Annotated in this window: 30 protein-coding genes; 29 read left to right on the top strand and 1 reads right to left on the bottom strand. The window is 61.6% G+C overall.

Annotated elements, in window-relative coordinates:
• Position 1: 1 nt before the first annotated feature.
• The 21 genes from rplV to rplQ all read left to right on the top strand — a co-directional run bounded on the left by rplV (position 2) and on the right by rplQ (position 11,494).
• Positions 2-391 (top strand): 50S ribosomal protein L22, encoded by a 390-nt coding sequence (gene rplV, locus FJW04_RS24665; protein WP_010909277.1) that lies wholly within the window; start codon positions 2-4, stop codon positions 389-391.
• Positions 391-1,116 carry a 30S ribosomal protein S3 gene (gene rpsC / locus FJW04_RS24660; RefSeq protein ID WP_013895697.1) on the top strand — a complete coding sequence of 242 codons (726 nt, stop codon included), beginning with the start codon at positions 391-393 and terminating at the stop codon, positions 1,114-1,116. Before rplV ends, rpsC begins: the two co-directional genes overlap by 1 nt.
• A 27-nt stretch (positions 1,117-1,143) precedes the next feature.
• Complete coding sequence (rplP, locus tag FJW04_RS24655; RefSeq protein ID WP_006205460.1) at positions 1,144-1,557, top strand: 50S ribosomal protein L16; 414 nt, start codon at positions 1,144-1,146, stop codon at positions 1,555-1,557.
• A gap of 13 nt (positions 1,558-1,570) precedes the next feature.
• Positions 1,571-1,771 (top strand): 50S ribosomal protein L29, encoded by a 201-nt coding sequence (rpmC, locus tag FJW04_RS24650; RefSeq protein ID WP_006205459.1) that lies wholly within the window; start codon positions 1,571-1,573, stop codon positions 1,769-1,771.
• A gap of 11 nt (positions 1,772-1,782) precedes the next feature.
• A complete protein-coding gene (rpsQ, locus tag FJW04_RS24645; RefSeq protein ID WP_010909280.1) occupies positions 1,783-2,022 on the top strand; it encodes a 30S ribosomal protein S17 in 240 nt (79 codons plus the stop codon).
• Between the two features lie 72 nt (positions 2,023-2,094).
• Positions 2,095-2,463: a 50S ribosomal protein L14 gene (rplN, locus tag FJW04_RS24640; protein ID WP_006205457.1), complete on the top strand. Its 369-nt coding sequence runs from the start codon at positions 2,095-2,097 to the stop codon at positions 2,461-2,463.
• Between the two features lie 12 nt (positions 2,464-2,475).
• Positions 2,476-2,790 carry a 50S ribosomal protein L24 gene (gene rplX / locus FJW04_RS24635; RefSeq protein ID WP_015317981.1) on the top strand — a complete coding sequence of 105 codons (315 nt, stop codon included), beginning with the start codon at positions 2,476-2,478 and terminating at the stop codon, positions 2,788-2,790.
• Positions 2,783-3,361 carry a 50S ribosomal protein L5 gene (gene rplE / locus FJW04_RS24630; protein WP_023773630.1) on the top strand — a complete coding sequence of 193 codons (579 nt, stop codon included), beginning with the start codon at positions 2,783-2,785 and terminating at the stop codon, positions 3,359-3,361. Before rplX ends, rplE begins: the two co-directional genes overlap by 8 nt.
• A gap of 27 nt (positions 3,362-3,388) precedes the next feature.
• Positions 3,389-3,694 (top strand): 30S ribosomal protein S14, encoded by a 306-nt coding sequence (gene rpsN / locus FJW04_RS24625; RefSeq protein WP_013895695.1) that lies wholly within the window; start codon positions 3,389-3,391, stop codon positions 3,692-3,694.
• 12 nt (positions 3,695-3,706) lie between these two features.
• Positions 3,707-4,105: a 30S ribosomal protein S8 gene (rpsH, locus tag FJW04_RS24620; protein ID WP_006205453.1), complete on the top strand. Its 399-nt coding sequence runs from the start codon at positions 3,707-3,709 to the stop codon at positions 4,103-4,105.
• 88 nt (positions 4,106-4,193) lie between these two features.
• On the top strand, positions 4,194-4,727 hold the full coding sequence (gene rplF, locus FJW04_RS24615; protein WP_013895694.1) for a 50S ribosomal protein L6: 534 nt from the start codon (positions 4,194-4,196) through the stop codon (positions 4,725-4,727).
• 137 nt (positions 4,728-4,864) lie between these two features.
• Positions 4,865-5,224, top strand: a complete 360-nt coding sequence (rplR, locus tag FJW04_RS24610) for a 50S ribosomal protein L18 (protein WP_015317978.1) — start codon at positions 4,865-4,867, stop codon at positions 5,222-5,224.
• A gap of 132 nt (positions 5,225-5,356) precedes the next feature.
• A complete protein-coding gene (gene rpsE, locus FJW04_RS24605) occupies positions 5,357-5,920 on the top strand; it encodes a 30S ribosomal protein S5 (protein WP_006333394.1) in 564 nt (187 codons plus the stop codon).
• Between the two features lie 24 nt (positions 5,921-5,944).
• Positions 5,945-6,142: a 50S ribosomal protein L30 gene (rpmD, locus tag FJW04_RS24600; protein WP_006205449.1), complete on the top strand. Its 198-nt coding sequence runs from the start codon at positions 5,945-5,947 to the stop codon at positions 6,140-6,142.
• A gap of 22 nt (positions 6,143-6,164) precedes the next feature.
• Entirely contained in the window at positions 6,165-6,638 is a 474-nt protein-coding gene (rplO, locus tag FJW04_RS24595; RefSeq protein WP_015317977.1) for a 50S ribosomal protein L15, read from the top strand.
• Between the two features lie 193 nt (positions 6,639-6,831).
• On the top strand, positions 6,832-8,172 hold the full coding sequence (gene secY / locus FJW04_RS24590; RefSeq protein ID WP_015317976.1) for a preprotein translocase subunit SecY: 1,341 nt from the start codon (positions 6,832-6,834) through the stop codon (positions 8,170-8,172).
• Positions 8,169-8,765, top strand: coding sequence for an adenylate kinase (locus FJW04_RS24585; RefSeq protein WP_140717279.1), 597 nt, complete (start codon positions 8,169-8,171; stop codon positions 8,763-8,765). The genes secY and FJW04_RS24585 overlap by 4 nt, the downstream gene beginning before the upstream one ends.
• 200 nt (positions 8,766-8,965) lie before the next feature.
• Positions 8,966-9,334 carry a 30S ribosomal protein S13 gene (gene rpsM / locus FJW04_RS24580; RefSeq protein ID WP_006205445.1) on the top strand — a complete coding sequence of 123 codons (369 nt, stop codon included), beginning with the start codon at positions 8,966-8,968 and terminating at the stop codon, positions 9,332-9,334.
• Between the two features lie 120 nt (positions 9,335-9,454).
• Positions 9,455-9,844 carry a 30S ribosomal protein S11 gene (rpsK, locus tag FJW04_RS24575; RefSeq protein ID WP_006205444.1) on the top strand — a complete coding sequence of 130 codons (390 nt, stop codon included), beginning with the start codon at positions 9,455-9,457 and terminating at the stop codon, positions 9,842-9,844.
• A gap of 103 nt (positions 9,845-9,947) precedes the next feature.
• Positions 9,948-10,958: a DNA-directed RNA polymerase subunit alpha gene (locus FJW04_RS24570; RefSeq protein ID WP_006205443.1), complete on the top strand. Its 1,011-nt coding sequence runs from the start codon at positions 9,948-9,950 to the stop codon at positions 10,956-10,958.
• A gap of 104 nt (positions 10,959-11,062) precedes the next feature.
• Positions 11,063-11,494 carry a 50S ribosomal protein L17 gene (gene rplQ, locus FJW04_RS24565; RefSeq protein ID WP_015317974.1) on the top strand — a complete coding sequence of 144 codons (432 nt, stop codon included), beginning with the start codon at positions 11,063-11,065 and terminating at the stop codon, positions 11,492-11,494.
• 62 nt (positions 11,495-11,556) lie between these two features.
• Here the strand turns inward: rplQ and FJW04_RS24560 are convergent, their stop codons facing one another.
• Positions 11,557-12,168 carry a hypothetical protein gene (locus FJW04_RS24560; protein WP_015317973.1) on the bottom strand — a complete coding sequence of 204 codons (612 nt, stop codon included), beginning with the start codon at positions 12,166-12,168 and terminating at the stop codon, positions 11,557-11,559.
• A 138-nt stretch (positions 12,169-12,306) separates the two neighbouring features.
• Here FJW04_RS24560 and FJW04_RS24555 point away from each other — a divergent pair, with 138 nt between their 5' ends.
• The 8 genes from FJW04_RS24555 to FJW04_RS24520 all read left to right on the top strand — a co-directional run bounded on the left by FJW04_RS24555 (position 12,307) and on the right by FJW04_RS24520 (position 20,255).
• Positions 12,307-13,800, top strand: a complete 1,494-nt coding sequence (locus tag FJW04_RS24555) for a DegQ family serine endoprotease (protein WP_140619541.1) — start codon at positions 12,307-12,309, stop codon at positions 13,798-13,800.
• A 143-nt stretch (positions 13,801-13,943) separates the two neighbouring features.
• Complete coding sequence (locus FJW04_RS24550) at positions 13,944-15,251, top strand: replication-associated recombination protein A (protein WP_140717277.1); 1,308 nt, start codon at positions 13,944-13,946, stop codon at positions 15,249-15,251.
• A gap of 149 nt (positions 15,252-15,400) precedes the next feature.
• Entirely contained in the window at positions 15,401-15,928 is a 528-nt protein-coding gene (locus FJW04_RS24545) for a DUF930 domain-containing protein (protein ID WP_224622065.1), read from the top strand.
• A gap of 156 nt (positions 15,929-16,084) precedes the next feature.
• Complete coding sequence (locus tag FJW04_RS24540) at positions 16,085-16,915, top strand: aspartyl/asparaginyl beta-hydroxylase domain-containing protein (RefSeq protein ID WP_140717275.1); 831 nt, start codon at positions 16,085-16,087, stop codon at positions 16,913-16,915.
• 197 nt (positions 16,916-17,112) lie between these two features.
• The gene (crcB, locus tag FJW04_RS24535) at positions 17,113-17,487 is read left to right on the top strand and encodes a fluoride efflux transporter CrcB (protein WP_140717273.1); all 375 of its coding nucleotides are present in this window, start codon (positions 17,113-17,115) and stop codon (positions 17,485-17,487) included.
• Between the two features lie 63 nt (positions 17,488-17,550).
• Positions 17,551-18,531 carry an RluA family pseudouridine synthase gene (locus FJW04_RS24530; RefSeq protein ID WP_015317967.1) on the top strand — a complete coding sequence of 327 codons (981 nt, stop codon included), beginning with the start codon at positions 17,551-17,553 and terminating at the stop codon, positions 18,529-18,531.
• Positions 18,532-18,578: 47 nt separating this feature from the next.
• Positions 18,579-19,451 (top strand): DMT family transporter, encoded by an 873-nt coding sequence (locus FJW04_RS24525; protein ID WP_181173049.1) that lies wholly within the window; start codon positions 18,579-18,581, stop codon positions 19,449-19,451.
• A 12-nt stretch (positions 19,452-19,463) separates the two neighbouring features.
• Positions 19,464-20,255 carry an ATP12 family chaperone protein gene (locus FJW04_RS24520; protein WP_140717271.1) on the top strand — a complete coding sequence of 264 codons (792 nt, stop codon included), beginning with the start codon at positions 19,464-19,466 and terminating at the stop codon, positions 20,253-20,255.
• Positions 20,256-20,419 lie beyond the last annotated feature (164 nt).

Below are 20,419 nucleotides of genomic sequence, written 5' to 3'. Positions count from 1 at the left end.
CATGGGCAAGGCCAAAGCTCCGCGCAGGCTTGCTGACAACGAAGCGCGCGCCGTGTTGCGCACGATCCGTATCAGCCCGCAGAAGCTGAACCTGGTTGCCGCGCTGATCCGCGGCAAGAAGGTCGCGACAGCGCTTTCCGATCTCGAATTCTCGGCCAAGCGGATTTCCGGCACGGTCAAGAAGACGCTGGAATCGGCAATCGCCAACGCGGAAAACAACCACGACCTCGATGTCGATGCGCTGGTGGTGGCGGAAGCCTATGTCGGCAAGTCGATCGTCATGAAGCGGTTCCACGCTCGTGGCCGTGGTCGCGCCAGCCGTATCGAGAAGCCGTTCTCGCACCTCACGATCGTCGTTCGTGAAGTCGAAGAAAAAGGGGAGGCCGCATAATGGGCCAGAAAGTCAATCCGATCGGTCTTCGCCTCGGCATCAACCGCACCTGGGATTCGCGCTGGTTCGCGAACACCGGCGAGTACGGCAAGCTGCTGCATGAGGACATCAAGATCCGCAAGTATCTTGAGAAGGAACTCAAGCAGGCCGCGATCTCGAAGGTCGTGATCGAGCGTCCGCACAAGAAGTGCCGCGTCACCATCCATGCCGCGCGCCCGGGTCTGATCATCGGCAAGAAGGGCGCCGACATCGAGAAGCTTCGCAAGAAGCTGATGGAGATGACGAAGTCCGAGACGCACCTCAACATCGTTGAAGTGCGCAAGCCGGAAATCGACGCGACCCTGGTCGCCCAGTCGATCGCCCAGCAGCTCGAGCGCCGTATCGCGTTCCGCCGCGCCATGAAGCGTGCCGTGCAATCGGCCATGCGCCTCGGTGCCGAAGGCATCCGCATCAACTGCGCCGGCCGTCTTGGCGGCGCCGAGATCGCGCGCATGGAATGGTACCGTGAAGGTCGCGTGCCGCTGCATACGCTGCGCGCCGATGTCGACTACGGCACGGCCGAGGCGAACACGGCGTATGGCATCTGCGGCGTCAAGGTCTGGGTATTCAAGGGCGAGATCCTCGAGCACGATCCGATGGCTTCGGAACGCCGCGCGACCGAGGGTGATGCCGCGCATGGCGGTGGTGGTGATCGCGAACGCGGTCGTCGTCGCGAAAACGCCTGAGACATTTAGGAATTTGGAGTTAGAACGATGCTGCAGCCAAAGCGCACAAAGTTCCGCAAGCAGTTCAAGGGCCGTATCCATGGTACCGCAAAGGGCGGCACCAACCTGGATTTCGGTGGTTTCGGGCTGAAGGCGCTTGAGCCGAACCGCGTCACCGCGCGTGAGATCGAGGCGGCCCGCCGCGCGATCACTCGCGAAATGAAGCGTGCCGGCCGCGTCTGGATCCGCATTTTCCCGGACGTGCCGGTCACGTCGAAGCCGACCGAAGTCCGCATGGGCAAGGGCAAGGGCGCGGTCGATTACTGGGCGGCGCGCGTCAAGCCGGGCCGCATCATGTTCGAGATCGACGGCGTCAATGAAGAAACCGCCCGTGAGGCGCTGCGTCTCGGCGCGGCCAAGCTCTCGGTCAGGACGCGCTTCGTACAGCGCATCGCAGAATAAGGACGGGCTGATCATGAAAGCCGAAGACATCCGGACCAAGACCCAGGACCAGCTGACCGACGACCTGGCCAGCCTGAAGAAGGAGCAGTTCAACCTGCGCTTCCAGAAGGCCACCGGCCAGCTCGAGAAGACCGCGCGCGTGAGGCAGGTTCGCAAGGACATTGCGCGTATCAAGACCATCGCTGCGGAAAAGTCCGCAGCCAAGAAGGCTTAAGGACGAAAACCATGCCAAAGCGCATTCTGCAGGGCACCGTCGTCAGCGACAAGAACGAGAAGACGGTTGTCGTCAAGGTCGAACGGCGCTTCACGCATCCCGTGATGAAGAAGACCGTGCGCATGACCAAGAAGTACAAGGCGCACGACGAGAACAACGCCCACAAGGTCGGCGACCAGGTGTTCATCCAGGAATCGAAGCCGATTTCGAAGGATAAGCGCTGGATCGTCGTATCCTCGGATCAGGCGTAAACAAACGAATTTTGGACAGACCGGGGAGGGGCTTCGAGCCCATCCCGTTAGAAAAGAAGAAGGCGGCCAGTCATGATTCAGATGCAAACAAACCTCGACGTGGCGGATAATTCCGGCGCGCGTCGTGTCATGTGCATCAAGGTGCTGGGCGGCTCGAAGCGGAAATACGCTTCCGTGGGCGACATCATCGTGGTGTCGATCAAGGAAGCCATTCCGCGCGGCCGCGTTAAGAAGGGCGATGTGATGAAGGCGGTCGTGGTTCGCACGGCCAAGGACATCCGCCGCCCGGACGGCAGCGTGATCCGTTTCGACAAGAACGCGGCCGTTCTCGTCGACAACAAGAAAGAGCCGATCGGCACGCGTATCTTCGGACCGGTTCCGCGCGAACTTCGCGCCAAGAACCACATGAAGATCATCTCGCTCGCGCCTGAAGTGCTGTAAGGAGCCGGACCAATGCAAAAGATTAGAAAAGGCGACAAGGTCGTCGTGCTGGCTGGCAAGGACAAGGGCCGTTCGGGCGAAGTCCTCTCGGTTCAGCCGAAGGATGACACCGCGCTGGTGCGCGGCGTCAACATGATCCGTCGTCACCAGAAGCAGTCCCAGTCCCAAGAGGGCGGGATCATCACCAAGGAAGCGCCGATCCAGCTGTCGAACATCGCGCTGGCCGACCCGAAGGATGGCAAGCCGACCCGCGTCGGTTTCGTCTTCCAGAAGGACGGCAAGAAGGTGCGCGTCGCCAAGCGCTCGGGAGAAGTCATCAATGGCTAAGGCTCAAACCAAGCAGGCGACTGCCAACAACACGCCGCGCCTCAAGCAGGTCTACAACGAGACCATCCGCAAGGCGCTGCAGGAGCAGTTCGGCTACGACAACGAGATGCAGGTTCCGCGCCTCGACAAGATCGTGCTGAACATGGGTGTGGGCGAAGCGACCGCCGATTCGAAGAAGCCTTCGGTCGCGGCCGAGGACCTGGCGATGATCGCCGGCCAGAAGGCCGTCGTCACCCGCGCCCGCAATTCGATCGCGGGCTTCAAGGTTCGCGAGAAGATGCCGATCGGCGCCAAGGTCACGCTGCGCAAGGAACGCATGTACGAGTTCCTCGACCGCCTCGTGAACATCGCGCTGCCGCGCGTCCGCGACTTCCGCGGACTGAACCCCAAGAGCTTCGATGGCCGTGGCAACTACGCCATGGGCATCAAGGAGCACATCGTGTTTCCGGAGATCAACTACGACAAGGTTGATCAGATCTGGGGCATGGACGTCATCGTTTGTACGACTGCGAAGACGGACGACGAAGCCAGGGCTTTGCTCAAGGCTTTCAACTTCCCCTTCCGCCAGTAACGGCAGCGAGAAAAGGAAAAATCTGAAATGGCAAAGACCAGCTCAGTCGAGAAGAACAACAGGCGCCGCAAGCTTGCCGACCAGTACGGTCCCAAGCGCGCTGCGCTCAAGGCGATCATCATGGATCAATCCAAGCCGATGGAAGAGCGCTTCCGCGCTCAGCTCAAGCTTGCCGCCATGCCGCGCAACTCGGCCAAAATCCGCATCCGCAACCGCTGCGAAGTCACCGGCCGCCCGCGTGCCTACTATCGCAAGCTCAAAGTATCGCGCATCGCGCTTCGGGACCTCGGCAATAACGGCCAGATCCCGGGCCTGGTCAAGTCGAGCTGGTAAGGAGGACATAACATGTCATTGAGCGATCCTCTCGGCGATATGCTGACCCGCATCCGCAACGCCTATGGCCGCAAGAAGTCGAGTGTCTCGACGCCGGCCTCGCGTCTGCGCACCCGCGTCCTCGACGTGCTGAAGGCTGAAGGCTATATCCGCGACTACAGCCAGACCGATTTCGACAACGGCAAGTCCGAGATCGAAATCGAGCTGAAGTATTTCGACGGTGCCCCGGTCGTGCGCGAAATCGCCCGCGTTTCGAAGCCCGGCCGCCGCGTTTACGTCTCGGCCAAGTCGATTCCGCACGTTGCCAACGGCCTCGGCATTGCCATCCTTTCGACACCGAAGGGCGTGATGGCCGACCATGAAGCACGCGAACAGAACGTCGGCGGCGAGATCCTCTGCCAGATCTTCTGATCCGGCAGCTTATCGCACGTGGAATTCGGTCTTCGGATCGTTCCCGAAGACAGAGACCTGAAACAAGAGAAGTGACGAGGACAACCTGATGTCTCGTATTGGAAAGAAACCCGTTTCGCTGCCGCAGGGCGTGACCGCGACCGTCAATGGCCAGACCGTGACGGCGAAGGGCCCCAAGGGCGAGCTGAAGTTCGTGGTGAACGACGAAGTCCTGGTCAAGATGGAAGGCAGCGAAATCGCTGTCCAGCCGCGCGACCAGACCAAGACCGCCCGCTCCAAGTGGGGCATGTCGCGCACGCAGATCGTCAACATCCTGCAGGGCGTGAAGGACGGTTTCGAGAAGAAGCTGGAGATCACCGGCGTCGGCTATCGCGCCGCCTTGCAGGGCAAGAACCTGCAACTGGCCCTTGGCTTCAGCCATGATGTCGTCTACGAGACGCCGGCCGGCATCACGATCACCGTGCCGAAGCCGACCGAAATCACCGTGGCCGGCATCGATAAGCAGCAGGTCGGCCAGGTCGCGGCGGAGATCCGCGAATACCGCGGTCCCGAGCCCTACAAGGGCAAGGGCGTCCGCTACGCTGGCGAGAAGATCGTCCGCAAGGAAGGCAAGAAGAAGTAATCGGCTTGGTCCTGAAAAGTTGCAGACTTTTCGGACAGGGACCAAGCCACGGAAGTTAACGCCGCGGGGAGCGGTCGCGGGAGGCGCTTCGCCTACCGCATATGGCGGCCCCCGTTTTTTGAAGGCAAGGAACTGTCATGGCTATCAAGGAATCCATCCAGCGCCGCGCGCAGCGCGTGCGCCGTCAGATCAAGAAAGTCGCCGGCGAGCGTCCGCGTCTGTCGGTTCATCGCACGTCGAAGAACATCTACGTTCAGGTCATCGACGACGCCAAGGGCCACACCATTGCCGCCGCCTCGACGCTCGAGAAGGACCTCAAGGGGTCGCTCAAGACCGGCGCTGACACTGCCGCCGCCGCTGCGATCGGCAAGCTGATCGCCGAGCGCGCCACCAAGGCCGGCGTCAAGGAAGTCGTCTTCGATCGCGGCGCCTACATCTATCACGGCCGCGTCAAGGCGCTGGCTGAAGCGGCCCGCGAAGGCGGTCTCAGCTTCTAAGCATGACCCCGAAAAGTTGCAGACTTTTCGGATAAGATCATGCAAGGGAAGAAATAGTTTTCACCGTCGGCGACCCAAAGCGGCGCCGGCAATCAGCAACCCGTGCTTCCGGAAAAGAACAAGGAACAGGATATGGCACAGGAACGTAGGGATGGCGGCCGCGGCCGCGATCGTGAAGAACGCGATGACGGCATGGTGGACAAGCTTGTCCACATCAACCGCGTCGCCAAGGTCGTCAAGGGCGGCCGTCGCTTTGGCTTTGCCGCGCTCGTCGTCGTCGGCGACCAGAAGGGCCGCGTTGGCTTTGGTCACGGCAAGGCGCGCGAAGTGCCGGAAGCTATCCGCAAGGCAACCGAATCCGCAAAGCGCGACATGATCTTCGTGCCGTTGCGCTCGGGCCGCACGCTGCACCATGACGTCGAGGGACGTTGGGGCGCTGGCCGTGTTCTGCTGCGCGCTGCCAAGCAGGGTACTGGCATCATCGCCGGCGGCCCGATGCGCGCCGTCTTCGAGACGCTCGGCATGCACGACGTGGTTGCCAAGTCGATGGGTTCGTCGAACCCGTACAACATGGTTCGCGCCACCTTCGACGCGCTGAAGAGCCAGATGCATCCCAAGGATGTGGCTGCCGCGCGTGGCATCAAATATTCGACCCTTCAGGCCCGCCGCGGCACCGCCGTTGCGGCTGAAGAATAGTCGATCTGACCAGGGATTTTGACCATGGCCAAGAAAGCAACCAAGACCATCACCGTTGAGCAGATCGGTTCGCCGATCCGCCGCCCGAAGGAACAGCGCGCAACGCTGGTCGGCCTCGGCCTCAACAAGATGCACAAGCAGCGCACGCTGGAAGATACGCCTTCCGTGCGCGGCATGATCGCTGCCGTCCAGCATCTCGTCCGCGTCGTGGACGAGGGCTGAGCAAGAGCGCAGGAGAACCCAGATGAAACTCAATGATCTGCGTGACAAGGACGGCGCGACGCACTCCAAGAAGCGTCTCGGCCGCGGTATCGGCTCCGGCTCGGGCAAGACCGCCGGTCGCGGCGTCAAGGGCCAGAAGGCGCGCTCCGGCGTCGCCGTCAACGGCTTCGAGGGTGGCCAGATGCCGCTCTACAGGCGTCTGCCGAAGCGTGGCTTCAACAACATCTTCGCCAAGAGCTTCACCGTCGTCTCGCTGGCCCGTATCCAGGAAGCCGTTGATGCCAAGAAGCTTGACGTCAAGGCGACCGTGACGGCCGAGGCGCTTGTCGCCGCCGGCGTCATCCGTCGCGTCAAGGATGGCGTGCGCGTGCTGTCCGATGGCGAACTCAAGGCCAAGCTCGCCTTCGACGTCGCCGGCGCCTCCAAGGCCGCGATCGAGAAGATCGAAAAGGCCGGCGGTTCGGTCAAGCTGCCGGAAAAGGCAGCCGCCGAGTAACGGCAATTTGAAGAGCGGTCGGCAAGAGTGGTATCCGTTTTTGCTTGAGATCGCGCTTTGACCTGCTCAATTTAGCGGCCGCGTCGACGCGGCCGCTTGCATGTTTACAGCCCGGAGCTTATCTCGTGAGCTTCGGTGAAACGCACCGCCTGACCTCACGGGCCATCAAGCGTTACCAAGCGGAGAATCAGGCATGGCTTCGGCTGCTGAACAACTAGCCTCGAATCTGAATTTCTCGGCCTTCGCCAAGGCGGAGGACCTTAAGAAACGCATCTGGTTCACCATCGGCGCGTTGCTCGTCTATCGTCTCGGCACCTACATCCCGCTTCCCGGCATCAATCCCGACGCTTTCGCCCAGGCCTTCTCCTCGCAGAGCAAGGGCGTGCTCGGCATGTTCAACATGTTCGCCGGCGGTGCCGTGCAGCGCATGGCGATCTTTGCACTCGGCATCATGCCCTACATCTCCGCTTCCATCATCATGCAACTGATGACCTCGGTCATTCCCTCGCTGGAAGCGCTGAAGAAGGAAGGCGAGCAGGGCCGCAAGGTCATCAACCAGTACACGCGCTACGGCACCGTGCTCCTGGCGCTGGTACAGGCCTATGGCATTTCGGTGGGACTGGAGAACGGCAACGGCATCGTCAGCGATCCCGGCATGTTCTTCCGCATCTCCACCGTCGTCACGCTGGTCGGCGGCACCATGTTCCTGATGTGGCTGGGCGAGCAGATCACCGCGCGCGGCATCGGCAACGGCATTTCGCTGATCATCTTCTCCGGCATCGTCGCCGGCTTGCCGCATGCCATTTCCGGCACGCTGGAACTCGGCCGTACCGGCGCCCTGTCGACCGGCCTGATCCTGGCGATCATCGTGCTGGCCATCGTCGTCATAGCGCTTATCGTGTTCTTCGAGCGCGCCCAGCGCCGCCTGCTGATCCAGTATCCGAAGCGCCAGGTCGGCAACCGCATGTTCCAGGGCGATACCTCGCATCTGCCGCTTAAGCTCAACACCTCGGGGGTCATCCCGCCGATCTTCGCGTCGTCGCTGCTTCTACTGCCGGCCACCGTCGCCGGCTTCTCGCAGACCACCAACATGCCGGCCTGGGCCAGCACCATCCTGGCCTCGCTTGGCCACGGCCAGCCGCTCTACATGGCATTCTATGCGGCGATGATCGTGTTCTTCGCCTTCTTCTACACAGCGATCGTGTTCAACCCGAAGGACACCGCCGACCAGCTCAAGAAGCATTCGGGCTTCATCCCTGGCTATCGTCCGGGCGAGCGCACCGCCGACTATATTGATTACGTCCTTACCCGCATCACCGTCGTCGGCGCCATCTATCTGGTGCTGGTGTGCCTGCTGCCGGAGTTCCTGATCTCGGCGACTGGCGTACCATTCTACCTCGGTGGCACATCGCTTCTGATCGTGGTCAGTGTCACGCTTGATACGGTTGCGCAGATTCAGGGTCACCTGATCGCGCACCAGTATGAAGGCCTGATCAAGAAGTCGAAGCTGCGCGGGGGGAAGAAAGCCAGATGAGGTTGATTTTGCTTGGGCCGCCAGGAGCGGGCAAGGGGACACAAGCACAAAGACTGGTAGAAAAACACGGCATACCCCAGCTCTCGACGGGTGATATGCTGCGTGCCGCCGTTCAGGCCGGTACCGAGGTCGGCAAGCGTGCCAAGGCGGTGATGGATGCCGGCGAGCTGGTGTCCGACGCCATCGTCAACGCCATCGTCGCCGAGCGTATCGATCAGGATGACTGCGCCAAGGGTTTTATCCTCGACGGCTATCCGCGCACGCTGGTGCAGGCGGATGCGGTTGAATCGATGCTTTCAGAGCGTGGCATTGGTCTCGACACCGTCATCGAACTGGTTGTCGACGACAGGGCCCTGGTTGGTCGAATCGTCAAGCGCGCCGATGATGCAAAGGCCGCCGGCCAGCCGGTGCGCAAGGACGACAATCCCGCCGTGTTCGAAGAGCGGCTGCGGGAGTACTACAAGAAGACCGCTCCGCTGACCGGCTACTATTACGCCAAGGGCAAGCTCAAGACTGTGGACGGCATGGCCAGCATCGACGCCGTAACGGCCGAGATTGAAGCCGTGCTCGCCGCGGCCGAGAAGGCGCGGTAAGGGAATTTAAAGATTAAGCTTGACGGAGACGGCTTGCTGCGGTATGGCGGCCCGTCTTCCTATCAGATGCGCGCTTTGCCTGTCCGCAAGGGCAGGGCAGTCGCTTTGAACTGGAAACTCCCGCAAGGGCCGGCCTCCACCGGACGCGGGGCAATCTGAATAATGCCGGCTTGTCCGGCCCACATGGAGAAGAGAAGAACATGGCTCGTATAGCCGGCGTCAACATTCCGACCAACAAGCGCGTCGTCATCGCGCTTCAGTACATTCACGGCATTGGCAAGAAGTTCGCCCAGGAGATCGTCGACAAGGTCGGCATCCCGGCCGAGCGCCGCGTCAACCAGTTGACCGATGCGGAGGTGCTGCAGATCCGCGAGACCATCGACCGCGACTATCAGGTCGAAGGCGACCTGCGCCGCGAAGTGTCGATGAACATCAAGCGGCTCATGGACCTTGGCTGCTACCGCGGCCTGCGTCACCGCCGCTCGCTACCGGTTCGCGGCCAGCGCACGCACACCAATGCACGTACCCGCAAGGGCCCGGCCAAGTCGATCGCCGGCAAGAAGAAGTAATAAGAGTGAGTGATTGGTAGTGGGTGGTGAGGACGTCATCGCTACTCACTAATTCACTATTCACTTCCAGGTGGAGCCGCTGGCATTACGGCGGTGTAGAGATCAACTGAAAGGACTGTCATGGCCAAGGAAGCCGCTCGTGTTCGCCGTCGCGAACGCAAGAATATTTCGTCGGGCGTTGCCCACGTCAATTCGACCTTCAACAACACGATGATCACCATCACCGACGCGCAGGGCAATTCGATTGCCTGGTCGTCGGCCGGTGCCCAGGGCTTCAAGGGTTCGCGCAAGTCGACCCCGTTCGCCGCCCAGATGGCTGCCGAGGACGTTGCCAAGAAGGCCCAGGAACACGGCATGCGCATGCTCGAAGTCGAGGTCTGCGGACCGGGCTCCGGTCGTGAATCGGCGCTGCGCGCCCTGCAGGCGGCCGGCTTCACCATCACCTCGATCCGTGATGTGACGCCGATCCCGCACAATGGCTGCCGCCCGCGCAAGAAGCGTCGCGTCTAAGCAATTTATCGAACGCCGCGTGAGCGCCCAAGGGCGTTCCTCCACGGTATTCCAGGTCGCCCGCCACGATTGGATGGTGGCGGGTCAACGGAAGGAAAGCATCATGATCCAGAAAAATTGGCAGGAACTGATCAAGCCGAACAAGATCGAGTTCTCGTCGAAGAAGAAGACGCTGACCACGCTGGTCGCCGAGCCGCTCGAGCGTGGCTTTGGCCTGACGCTTGGCAACGCGCTGCGCCGCGTGCTTCTGTCTTCGCTGCGCGGGGCGGCCGTCACCGCCGTGCAGATCGACGGTGTTCTGCATGAATTCTCGTCCATCGCCGGCGTGCGCGAGGACGTGACCGACATCGTCCTGAACATCAAGGAAATCGCAATCCGCATGGAAGGCGATGGCCCCAAGCGCATGGTCGTTCGCAAGCAGGGCCCGGGTGCGGTTCTTGCCGGCGACATCCAGACGGTTGGCGACGTCGAGATCCTCAACCCCGACCACGTCATCTGCACGCTGGACGAAGGCGCTGAAATCCGCATGGAATTCACCGTCGACACCGGCAAGGGCTACGTGCCTGCCGAGCGCAACCGCGCCGAGGACGCGCCGATCGGCCTGATCCCGGTGGACAGCCTCTATTCGCCGGTGAAGAAGGTCTCCTACAAGGTCGAGAACACCCGCGAGGGCCAGGTTCTCGACTATGACAAGCTGACCATGACCATCGAGACCGACGGTTCGATCTCGGGCGAGGACGCGGTGGCTTTCGCCGCCCGCATCCTGCAGGACCAGCTTGGCCTGTTCGTCAACTTCGACGAGCCGCAGAAGGAAGTCGCCGCCGAAGCCGTCACCGAGCTCGCCTTCAACCCGGCGCTGCTCAAGAAGGTCGACGAACTCGAGCTTTCGGTGCGTTCGGCCAACTGCCTGAAGAACGACAACATCGTCTATATCGGCGATCTCATCCAGAAGACCGAAGCCGAGATGCTGCGCACCCCGAACTTCGGCCGCAAGTCGCTGAACGAGATCAAGGAAGTGCTGGCGGCGATGGGCCTGCACCTCGGCATGGAAGTGCCGGACTGGCCGCCGGAAAACATCGAAGACCTCGCCAAGCGTTACGAAGACCAATATTGAGCATGAATTCCAAGGATCGGCGGCGTGAGCCGCTCGATCCGACGGTCATGCGGAAAACCCTCGGAGGCCGTGGCCTCTTGAACAACTGAAGAAGGAAAAGAGCCATGCGCCACGGTTTCAAAGGCCGCCGCTTCGCCCGCAGCATAAGCCACCGCAAGTCGATGTTCGCCAACCTGGCGGTGTCGCTGCTCGAGCACGAGCAGATCGTCACCACCTTGCCGAAGGCGAAGGACCTGCGTCCGATCGTCGAGAAGCTGGTGACGCTCGGCAAGCGCGGCGACCTGCACGCGCGCCGCCAGGTGATCGCGCAGATCGGCAATGAGGGCGTCGTCAAGCGCCTGTTCGACACCATCGCCCCGCGCTATGCCACCCGCAACGGCGGCTATCTGCGCATCATGAAGGCCGGCTTCCGTCACGGCGACAATGCCGCGATGGCGGTCATCGAGTTCGTCGATCGCGACACCTCGGCCAAGGGCGCCGGCGACCGCGCCCGCATCGAAGCCGAAGCCACCGACGCGGATGCCGCGGCCGCATAAGGCTCGGTCTTTCCGAATTGAATTGAAGGGGCCTGCGGGCCCCTTTTGCGTCTGCCGATGTTTTACCGTCCGCTGGCAAGCGCCAGATACTGGCTTCCACTCAACAGCTTCCAATTGAATGCGCCCGGTACCTCTTCAGTCTTCGGGCTGGGGTAAGAATAGATACTGTCGAGGACGGCCCGAGAATCGATCTCCCTCATCGATTGCGACGTGGAGGACGCGCCCAAATACGCTTCGGTGTCCTGATCGCCGATGAAGTCAGTAGCCACATGAAAATGAATCTGAATCAGTCCGGCGCAGATATTCATCCCGATGTCATGGCCAGACGTAGCGTAGAAAACTTTAGCCTGATCTGGAAGCCAAAGGCCGGCCCCCAGGAACTCTGATGGCTTTGTCTTTCCGCTGAGCCCATCTAGAGCAAGCGCAAAGCAATCGGTGACAGTCTCCGACTTGCCTTTGAGATAACCGGCCTCTTCGATTTGAAACCAGTTCATCTGGTGCGGTGGCTCGATATCAAAGGAAATTTCGAGCTTTCCGAACGTCCAATAGTCCGGGTCAGCATGCTCAGGCGTGCCGAGCACCTCGACAATCTCGGCCATTGTCATGTCGGGGCGGATCGGCCCCAAGCTGCCGGTCTTCAAAAAGTCACGGAATGACAGGAGTTGTTTTTTCATGTGAGCTGACGAGGTTTTCGGCTTCAGGTTCAGCTTTAGCTGCTTTTACTGCTTAAAATAATCGGATTTCAGCGGCTTAGCCTTTCATTTTGCACATTCGTCGGGACAATGCGCCCGAACTCGCTTGGAGGATTCGCAATGCGCGCCAAAAGACTGTCCCTTGTTCTGCTCTGCGCCTTCATTGTGTTCGCAGCCGCACCGGCAGTTCGGCAGGCGCAGGCCGAAGACGTCGCCAAGCCCGCCGATCCAGGCCTCTCCGATGTGTTGACGGACTTGCTGCATGGCGTCGAAGGCGAGAATGCCACTTCAGGTCCGGACAAGCGCGTGCCTTTCGGCCGCGAGGAGGTCCAGCTTTCATTCGCGCCGCTGGTCAAGCAAACGGCACCCGCGGTGGTCAACGTCTATGCCTCGCAGACCGCCAAGGTGACATCGCCTTTCGAAGGCGATCCGTTCTTCGAGGAATTCTTCGGCCGTGCCCAGCCGCGTGCGCAGTCTTCGCTCGGCTCGGGCGTGCTCGTCGATCCGAGCGGTGTCATCGTCACCAATTTCCACGTCATCAAGGATGCCGACGAGGTCAAGGTAGCGACCGCCGACGGCCGCGAATTCACCAGCAAGGTGATGCTGAAGGACGAAACGCTCGATCTTGCCGTGCTCAAGATCGAATCCGACAAGCCGTTCCCGGTCATCGCCATCGGGGATTCCGACGCGCTCGAGGTCGGCGACCTGGTGCTGGCCATCGGCAACCCGTTCGGTGTTGGCCAGACCACCACCAGCGGCATCGTTTCCGCGCTTGCCCGCAGCCATATCGGCGTTTCGGATTCGGGTTATTTCATCCAGACAGACGCCGCCATCAACCCCGGCAATTCCGGCGGCGCGCTGATCAACATGGGCGGCCAGCTGGTCGGCATCAACACCGCCATCTACAGCCGCAGCGGCGGCTCGATCGGCATCGGGTTCGCCATCCCCGCCAATATGGTGCGGGCTTTCGCCGATGCCGCCAAGGCCGGTCTCGATTTCTTCGAGCGGCCCTATATCGGCGCCGAATTCGAAGCGGTGACGCCGCAGATCGCCGAATCGCTGGGCATGGAAAAGCCGACCGGGGCGCTGGTCTCCTCGGTCGACGCGACGGGTCCCGCCGGCAAGGCAGGGCTGAAGCCGGGCGATGTCGTGCTGCAGATCAATGGCAAGCCGGTCGAGAGCATTGAGGCGCTCGACTACCGCATGGCGACGCTGTCGATCGGCACCAAGGCGAATTTCGCGATCCTGACCAAGGGCCAGCAAGCGGCGATGGACATTGCGCTGGAGCGCGCGCCGGAGGGGGCAAAAGCCTCGGAAGTGACGCTGCATGGCCGCAGCCCGTTCTCGGGCGCGAAGGTCTCGGAACTGTCGCCGCGGCTTGCCCAGAAGCTTGGCTTGCGTACCGACCTCAAGGGTGTGACGGTGATCGATATCAATCGCGATTCGCCGGCCGCCGATTTCGGCTTTCAGCCAGGCGACATCGTGCGCGAGGTCAACGGCACCACCATCGACACCGCCGCAGTGCTGGCGCAGGTAGCCCAGCAGGATACGCGCTGGTGGCGCTTTACCGTCGAGCGCGGCGGGCAGATACTGCGCCAGGTTTTGCGTTACTGAGTTCGACCCTGAAGGGATCGCGCTCCAAACTTGGAGCAGGTCGGCGTTTCACCAAAACGCCGACCTGCCCTATATCCTTGTTTTGACGCAATCCCGGACGGAAAATGCTTCACACTTTTCCTGGAATTGCTCTGAGGGAGTGCATGGCCGATCTGTTCAGCGTTGACGAACCGGAAAAGGTGCCGCCCGGACGGCCGCTGGCCGACAGGCTGCGTCCGAGGAATCTTGGGGAGGTCGTTGGCCAGGAACATCTGACGGGACCCGATGGCGCGCTGACTCGGCTGATCGGCTCCGGTTCGCTGGGATCGATGATCTTCTGGGGGCCGCCAGGCACCGGCAAGACCACGGTGGCGAGGCTGCTTGCCGGCGAGACCAGCCTTGCATTCGAGCAGATATCGGCGGTCTTTTCCGGCGTCGCCGACCTGAAGAAAGCGTTCGAGGCGGCCAAGCTGCGCCGTGCCAACGGCCGCCAGACGTTGCTTTTCGTCGACGAGATTCATCGCTTCAACCGCGCTCAGCAGGATTCATTCCTTCCCGTCATGGAGGATGGGACGGTCGTGCTGGTGGGCGCCACCACCGAAAACCCGTCCTTCGAACTCAACGCGGCCTTGTTGTCGCGCGCGCGGGTCATGGTCTTTCATTCGCTGGGTGAGGACAGCATCGCCAAGCTGATGACGCGGGCGGAAGAGGCGGAGGGCAGGGCGCTGCCGCTTGATGATGAAGCACGCACGATGCTCATTCGTATGAGCGATGGCGACGGACGCGCATCGCTGACCCTGGCGGAAGAGGTCTGGCGCGCGGCCAAGCCGGGCGAGATATTCGATCCCGAAGGGCTTCAGCGCATCGTCCAGCGCCGTGCGCCGATCTACGACAAGGGCCAGGACGGCCATTACAACCTGATCTCGGCGCTGCACAAGTCGGTGCGCGGCTCGGATCCCGATGCCGCCCTCTACTATCTCGCGCGCATGTTCGATGCCGGGGAGGATCCGCTCTATCTCGGCCGCCGGCTGGTTCGCATGGCGATGGAGGACATCGGGCTGGCCGATCCGCAGGCCCTGGTCGTCGCCAACGCGGCCAAGGACGCCTATGACTATCTCGGCTCTCCGGAGGGCGAACTCGCCTTTGCCGAGGCCACCGTCTATCTCGCCACCGCGCCCAAATCCAATGCCGTTTACACTGCCTTCAAGGCTGCCACGCGGGCCGCCAAGGAACATGGCTCGCTGCTGCCGCCGAAGCACATTCTCAACGCGCCGACCAAGCTGATGAAGGAAGAGGATTACGGCGCCGGCTACCGCTACGACCATGATGAGCCAGATGCCTTTTCAGGCCAGGATTATTTTCCGGAAAAGATGGGCCGCCAGACCTTCTACGATCCGCCCGAGCGTGGTTTCGAGCGCGACATCAGGAAGCGGCTCGACTACTGGGCAAAGCTGCGCAAAGAGCGGGAATAGCCGACTTGCGGAGCGCGGTGGTCTTGTCGGTGCGAAACGAGGCCTCGCCCTGGGGGATTTCCACTTCGGTTCTCCTGCATGGGCTGCTCGCCGCCAGCGTCATGTTGATACCATCGCCGAAACGCCCGAGCGGGCCAGAGGAGGAGCGCGTGTCGGTCGCCATCCTGACGCCACAGCAATTCGAGGTTTCGACAAGGCCGCCCGCACCTCCCATCGAGGAGGCACCCCGCGCACCCATGCCCGAGGCACCGGCGCCTGCTCCAAGCGCTCCTCGATTTCCCGCCACGCCCGCCATGATCCGCCCAACGCGGATGCTGTCGGCCAAGACCCTCGCCGATCCGCGCAGCAAGCAGGCCCGCGCCGATCTCAAGACCTTCGCATCCGATGAGCGCATGGTGCAGCTTTGCAATCTGGAGGCCATGGACCAAATCCGCCAATGGCATGCGGATTTCCAGCCGGAGCGGGTGGTGCCCTACGCGACCGCGGAGGAGAAGATCACCGGCACGACGATCGCCGCTAATGGTGCGGCCTTTCGCAGCCGTAAAAACTGGTACAGTCTGAAGTTCAAATGCCAGCTCGCCAAGGACGGCGAAAGCGTCATTGGCTTTGAATTCCAGGTCGGCGATCCCGTGGCCAAAGATAAATGGGACGAGCTTGGCTTGCCGGCAGTGCATTGACGGCCCGGCAAACTCCACCAGGCAACCAGCTCGGCCAGATACCATGGCCGTTGTGCGGTGACCCAAAAAACCTTATCAAGGCGCACGGTCGGGCGGTGGCCGTTGCCATGATTGGGCACCTCATCCGCAACAGGATCGCGCTTCGCGCGTGGAAAAATGACAAAAACCCTTCGCAAATCCCTTCGCAAATTCGCCATTGCCATCCCGCTTCTCGCCCTTGGCTTCTATTTCATCCCGATCCTGACGACGATCTTCATCGTCTGTGGTCTGATCGACGTGTTGCGCAACGACAGGAAGGATTTGGCGCTGTTCAGCGGCTACTTCCTTGGCAACGGGCTCTTCACCTGGTTGCTGTCGCCCTTCAACCTGCTGGTCGATCTCCTGTGCTACAGAAATCCGGGCGTGTGGAAGCTGGAGCAGTTTCCCGCCGACTATCAGCGCGAGGTCAATGAGGTCCTTGATGTCTTCAAGGCGCGCAAGGATGAGATCATCGCCGACATCGACGCCAATTTCGGCGCCGGCCGGCGCGGCATGTATGTCTACCAGTGGTACGGCAAGCACAGGATCGACAACGTCGAGGAATTCAACAAGGACTTCAAATACATCAAGACGATTGCCGTTTCCGTCTTCAGTAAGCGCGAATCGACCTCCTGGCATTTCGGACCGCTGCGGCTCAGCCTGCGTATCCTCTACAATCTGATCCCGGTGAAAGCGGAGATTTTCGTCGAATGCGGCAACGTCAAGAACTACTGGTACGACAATCCGCAGTTCATTTTCGACGACACGCTGCTGCATCGCTCGGTCAACGAGTATGATGGCCGCCGCTATTGCGTGTTCATGGATATTATCAGGCCGTCCCCGGTGCCCCGCCTGATCGCTGGCATGCTTGCGGTCGTCTCGGTGAGCGTCGAGCGCATCAACTCGACGTTCTACAAGAACTGGAAGATGATTGGCTCGACAAAGCCAAAGAAGGTCGAAACCACCTAAGTCTGAAGGTCTGTCGATACTGCCGGCAGAGCCGGCAGTATCCTGAATGCGTCACGGCAGTGATTGCGCTACGAGTGATTGCGCTACGTGAGTTGGAAGCCCGGTTCTTGATAGGTCGACTATCTCTGCCATCCCGAAGCTGCGTCACCTCGCTCAAGGGATTGACGCCGGCGTCCTCGCGGGGGCAGTAACGTTCTATGTTCAATCTTCTTCTCGTAGCCGTCGGCGGCGGCATCGGCGCCGGCATCCGTCATCTGACCAGCATGGGCGCGCTGCGCCTCGTCGGTCCCAACTATCCCTGGGGCACGATGGCGATCAACATCGTCGGCTCGTTTGCGATGGGGCTGTTCATCGCCATCCTTGCGCGTCGCGGCGGGTCCGGAGAGGTCAGGCTGTTCGTTGCTACCGGCATTCTCGGAGGCTTCACCACCTTCTCCGCCTTTTCGCTCGACTTCGCCGCCCTGTGGGAACGAGGCTCGACACTGCCGGCATTCGGATATGCGCTTGCCAGCGTCGTTGGCGCGATCATTGCCCTGTTTCTGGGACTTTGGCTCGCAAGAACCGTTTCATAATGTTATTGCCGCGCCAAATGCAGGCCAAGAGCCCTGCTCGGGAAACGGATAAGCGAAGAAGACATGGCAGGCGTTGAACAGATCACTGTGGAGGCCGGCGAGGCGGGCATGCGGCTCGATCGCTGGTTCAAGACGCATTTCCCGGGCCTTGGCTTCGGCCATCTACAGAAGCTGCTGCGCTCCGGCCAGATCCGCGTCGATGGCGGCCGGGTCAAGGCCGACACCCGCGTCGAGCCGGGGCAGATGGTCCGCGTTCCGCCGCTCGAGGTGGACAAGAAGGGCGAGAGCGCGCTCACCGGCCACTCGATCCGCAACCAGGGCGACGCCGATGTGCTCGCCAAGATGCTGATCCACGAGGATCCCAAGGTCTTCGTCTTCAACAAGCCGGCGGGCCTCGCCGTTCAGGGCGGCTCCGGCGTTACCCGCAATGTCGACGACATGCTGGAAGCCTGGCGCAGCCAGAAAGGCGAGAAGCCGCGGCTGGTGCACCGGCTCGACCGCGACACGTCGGGCGTGCTGGTGGTGGCCCGCACCAGGCTGGCCGCGATGAAGCTTTCAGAGGCGTTCCGGGCGCGGGAAACCAAGAAGACCTACTGGGCGCTGGTCAAGGGCGTGCCGCCCAAGCGCGAGGACAAGATCTCGACCTGGCTGATCAAGGAGGCTACGCCGGACGGCGACCGCGTGCGCATCGCCGCGCATGGCGAAAAAGGCGCCGACCATGCCGTGTCCTATTATCGCATTATCGAGCAGGCGGCGCAGACCATGACCTGGCTGGAGATGGAACCTTATACCGGCCGCACACACCAGCTTCGCGTCCATGCCGCCCATATCGGCTGCCCGATCATCGGCGACCCGAAATACTTCGAGGCCGACACCAACTGGGATTTTCCTGGCGGCATACAAAACCGCCTGCATCTGCACGCGCGCCGCATCATTATCCCGCACCCGGACAAGGGCGTCATCGACGTCACCGCTCCGATGCCGCCGCATATGCGCCAGAGCTGGAACCTGATCGGCTTCGACGACGCCAGCGCGGAGGACTAACCGTGAGCGGCGCCACCGATGCGCTCGATCGGCGCGACGCGGTCGACATGGCCGCAGCCGCCATCATGGTCGGCCTGACCTTTTCCTGGGGGCTGAACTACGTCGCCGCCAAGATCTCCTATGCAGGCTATGATCCCGTCTTCCTATCGATCGCGCGTTCGGTCATCGGTGGTTTCTGCGTCTTTCTCTGGTGCCGCTGGCGCGGCATTGCGCTGTTCAGCAGGGATGGGACATTGCCGGCGGGCATTGCGGTCGGCGTGCTTTTCGGCGTTGAGTTCCTTTGTCTCTACGTTGGCCTGGAGCATACGACCGTGGCGCGCAATACGCTGCTGGTCAACTCAATGCCGTTCTGGATGCTGATCGGCGGCCATTTCCTGCTCGGCGAACAGATCACCATGCGCAAGTCCCTCGGCCTGCTGTTGGCCTTCGCCGGTCTTGCCACGGTCTTTTCCGACAAGCTCGGCGGTAGCGGAGACATGCTGTTCGGTGATCTCCTGAGCCTCGGTTCGGGGTTTTTCTGGGCACTGACCAATATCCTTATCAAACGATCAAAACTGGTCGAGGCGAGTGCGGAAAAACTGCTGCTCTATCAACTCGCCGGCGCGGCGATCGTTGGCATGATGGTGCTACCTCTTGCCGGCCCACCGGTGCGCGATCCGTCCCTGTTGCCGACATTGGCGCTGCTTTTCCAGGCGGTCTATATCGTCGCTTTCACCTATGTGCTCTGGTTCTGGCTGCTGCGCCGCTATCCGGCTTCAGGCTTGTCCAGCTTCACCTTCCTGTCGCCGGTCTTCGGTGTCCTGTGCGGTGCGATCATCTTGAACGAGCCGCTGACCATTCGCATTTTTCTTGCACTTGGCTTGATTGCGGCCGGCCTGATCATCGTCAACCGGCCGGCACGCAAGCTGATACCGGTGTAAGAAAGGCACTTCATGCGTGATATCCTCAACGACCTTGAAGCGGGCAAGTATCTTTCCGATCCGGATCCGGTGCGTCGCGCCCAGATCCAGATGAAGATGCCGCTGCCCAAGCGCTTCTATAAGGAGGTCTCGGTCGCGTCGGCGGAAGGTGGCTTTGCCGTCCATCTCGACGGCAAGCCGGTGCGCACGCCGGGCAAGGCAATGCTGGCGCTGCCGACCGAGGCGGCCGCGACGCTGGTTGCCGGCGAGTTCGCGGAACAGGGCGAGACGATCAATCCGATGACGATGCCGGTGATGCGGCTGGTCAACACCGCAATCGATGGCGTGGCCAGCGATCCGCAGGCGGTGCTGGAAGACATTCTGCGTTTTGCCTCGTCGGATCTGCTCTGTTATCGCGCCGATGCCCCGCAAGGGCTGGTCGAGCGGCAGAACGAGCGGTGGGATCCCGTCATCGACTGGGCTCGCGCAGCACTTGGGGCCCGTTTCAACCTTGCCGAGGGCATCATCCATGTCGAGCAGCCACGCGAAACCATTGCCGTGCTGGGCAGCCATCTGGCGCAACGCGCCGAACCGCTGCGCCTTGCCGCCATCCATGTCATGACATCGTTGACCGGCTCGGCATTGCTGGCGTTGGCGGTCGATTTCGGCGAGCTCGACGGCGAGGAGGCCTGGGCCGCCGGCCATGTCGATGAGGACTGGCAGATCGCACAGTGGGGACAGGACGCCGAAGCCGTCGCGCGCCGCGCCGCTCGCAAACGGGACATGATGGCCGCCGTCAGCTTGCTCGAAGCGCTGCGGGCCTGAGGGCTTCGCTCCGCCTTCGCACTGCACCTAATACGAAAGTCATAATCCCATCGTCGCGGTGCCCTTTCCCCGCCCTTTCTGCCATTTTTCCTGTGTTGGCTGCGTCTTTGAGTCCGCGTTCGGAGGAGAACGCGGACGTCGGCGCGCAGCATCGAGGTCTCACG

Origin of the sequence: Mesorhizobium sp. B2-7-3 (assembly GCF_006440715.1) — a bacterium.
GTDB classification, from domain to species: domain Bacteria; phylum Pseudomonadota; class Alphaproteobacteria; order Rhizobiales; family Rhizobiaceae; genus Mesorhizobium; species Mesorhizobium australicum.
The sequence above is the reverse complement of the archived record's forward strand: the minus strand, read 5'-3'. Positions and strand labels throughout refer to the sequence as shown.

Coding starts and splice junctions, on each gene's coding strand:
- rplV (WP_010909277.1), top strand. CDS start 2: ATGGGCAAGGCCAAAGCTCCGCGCAGGCTTGCTGACAACGAAGCGCGC.
- rpsC (WP_013895697.1), top strand. CDS start 391: ATGGGCCAGAAAGTCAATCCGATCGGTCTTCGCCTCGGCATCAACCGC.
- rplP (WP_006205460.1), top strand. CDS start 1,144: ATGCTGCAGCCAAAGCGCACAAAGTTCCGCAAGCAGTTCAAGGGCCGT.
- rpmC (WP_006205459.1), top strand. CDS start 1,571: ATGAAAGCCGAAGACATCCGGACCAAGACCCAGGACCAGCTGACCGAC.
- rpsQ (WP_010909280.1), top strand. CDS start 1,783: ATGCCAAAGCGCATTCTGCAGGGCACCGTCGTCAGCGACAAGAACGAG.
- rplN (WP_006205457.1), top strand. CDS start 2,095: ATGATTCAGATGCAAACAAACCTCGACGTGGCGGATAATTCCGGCGCG.
- rplX (WP_015317981.1), top strand. CDS start 2,476: ATGCAAAAGATTAGAAAAGGCGACAAGGTCGTCGTGCTGGCTGGCAAG.
- rplE (WP_023773630.1), top strand. CDS start 2,783: ATGGCTAAGGCTCAAACCAAGCAGGCGACTGCCAACAACACGCCGCGC.
- rpsN (WP_013895695.1), top strand. CDS start 3,389: ATGGCAAAGACCAGCTCAGTCGAGAAGAACAACAGGCGCCGCAAGCTT.
- rpsH (WP_006205453.1), top strand. CDS start 3,707: ATGTCATTGAGCGATCCTCTCGGCGATATGCTGACCCGCATCCGCAAC.
- rplF (WP_013895694.1), top strand. CDS start 4,194: ATGTCTCGTATTGGAAAGAAACCCGTTTCGCTGCCGCAGGGCGTGACC.
- rplR (WP_015317978.1), top strand. CDS start 4,865: ATGGCTATCAAGGAATCCATCCAGCGCCGCGCGCAGCGCGTGCGCCGT.
- rpsE (WP_006333394.1), top strand. CDS start 5,357: ATGGCACAGGAACGTAGGGATGGCGGCCGCGGCCGCGATCGTGAAGAA.
- rpmD (WP_006205449.1), top strand. CDS start 5,945: ATGGCCAAGAAAGCAACCAAGACCATCACCGTTGAGCAGATCGGTTCG.
- rplO (WP_015317977.1), top strand. CDS start 6,165: ATGAAACTCAATGATCTGCGTGACAAGGACGGCGCGACGCACTCCAAG.
- secY (WP_015317976.1), top strand. CDS start 6,832: ATGGCTTCGGCTGCTGAACAACTAGCCTCGAATCTGAATTTCTCGGCC.
- FJW04_RS24585 (WP_140717279.1), top strand. CDS start 8,169: ATGAGGTTGATTTTGCTTGGGCCGCCAGGAGCGGGCAAGGGGACACAA.
- rpsM (WP_006205445.1), top strand. CDS start 8,966: ATGGCTCGTATAGCCGGCGTCAACATTCCGACCAACAAGCGCGTCGTC.
- rpsK (WP_006205444.1), top strand. CDS start 9,455: ATGGCCAAGGAAGCCGCTCGTGTTCGCCGTCGCGAACGCAAGAATATT.
- FJW04_RS24570 (WP_006205443.1), top strand. CDS start 9,948: ATGATCCAGAAAAATTGGCAGGAACTGATCAAGCCGAACAAGATCGAG.
- rplQ (WP_015317974.1), top strand. CDS start 11,063: ATGCGCCACGGTTTCAAAGGCCGCCGCTTCGCCCGCAGCATAAGCCAC.
- FJW04_RS24560 (WP_015317973.1), bottom strand. CDS start 12,168: ATGAAAAAACAACTCCTGTCATTCCGTGACTTTTTGAAGACCGGCAGC.
- FJW04_RS24555 (WP_140619541.1), top strand. CDS start 12,307: ATGCGCGCCAAAAGACTGTCCCTTGTTCTGCTCTGCGCCTTCATTGTG.
- FJW04_RS24550 (WP_140717277.1), top strand. CDS start 13,944: ATGGCCGATCTGTTCAGCGTTGACGAACCGGAAAAGGTGCCGCCCGGA.
- FJW04_RS24540 (WP_140717275.1), top strand. CDS start 16,085: ATGACAAAAACCCTTCGCAAATCCCTTCGCAAATTCGCCATTGCCATC.
- crcB (WP_140717273.1), top strand. CDS start 17,113: ATGTTCAATCTTCTTCTCGTAGCCGTCGGCGGCGGCATCGGCGCCGGC.
- FJW04_RS24530 (WP_015317967.1), top strand. CDS start 17,551: ATGGCAGGCGTTGAACAGATCACTGTGGAGGCCGGCGAGGCGGGCATG.
- FJW04_RS24525 (WP_181173049.1), top strand. CDS start 18,579: ATGGCCGCAGCCGCCATCATGGTCGGCCTGACCTTTTCCTGGGGGCTG.
- FJW04_RS24520 (WP_140717271.1), top strand. CDS start 19,464: ATGCGTGATATCCTCAACGACCTTGAAGCGGGCAAGTATCTTTCCGAT.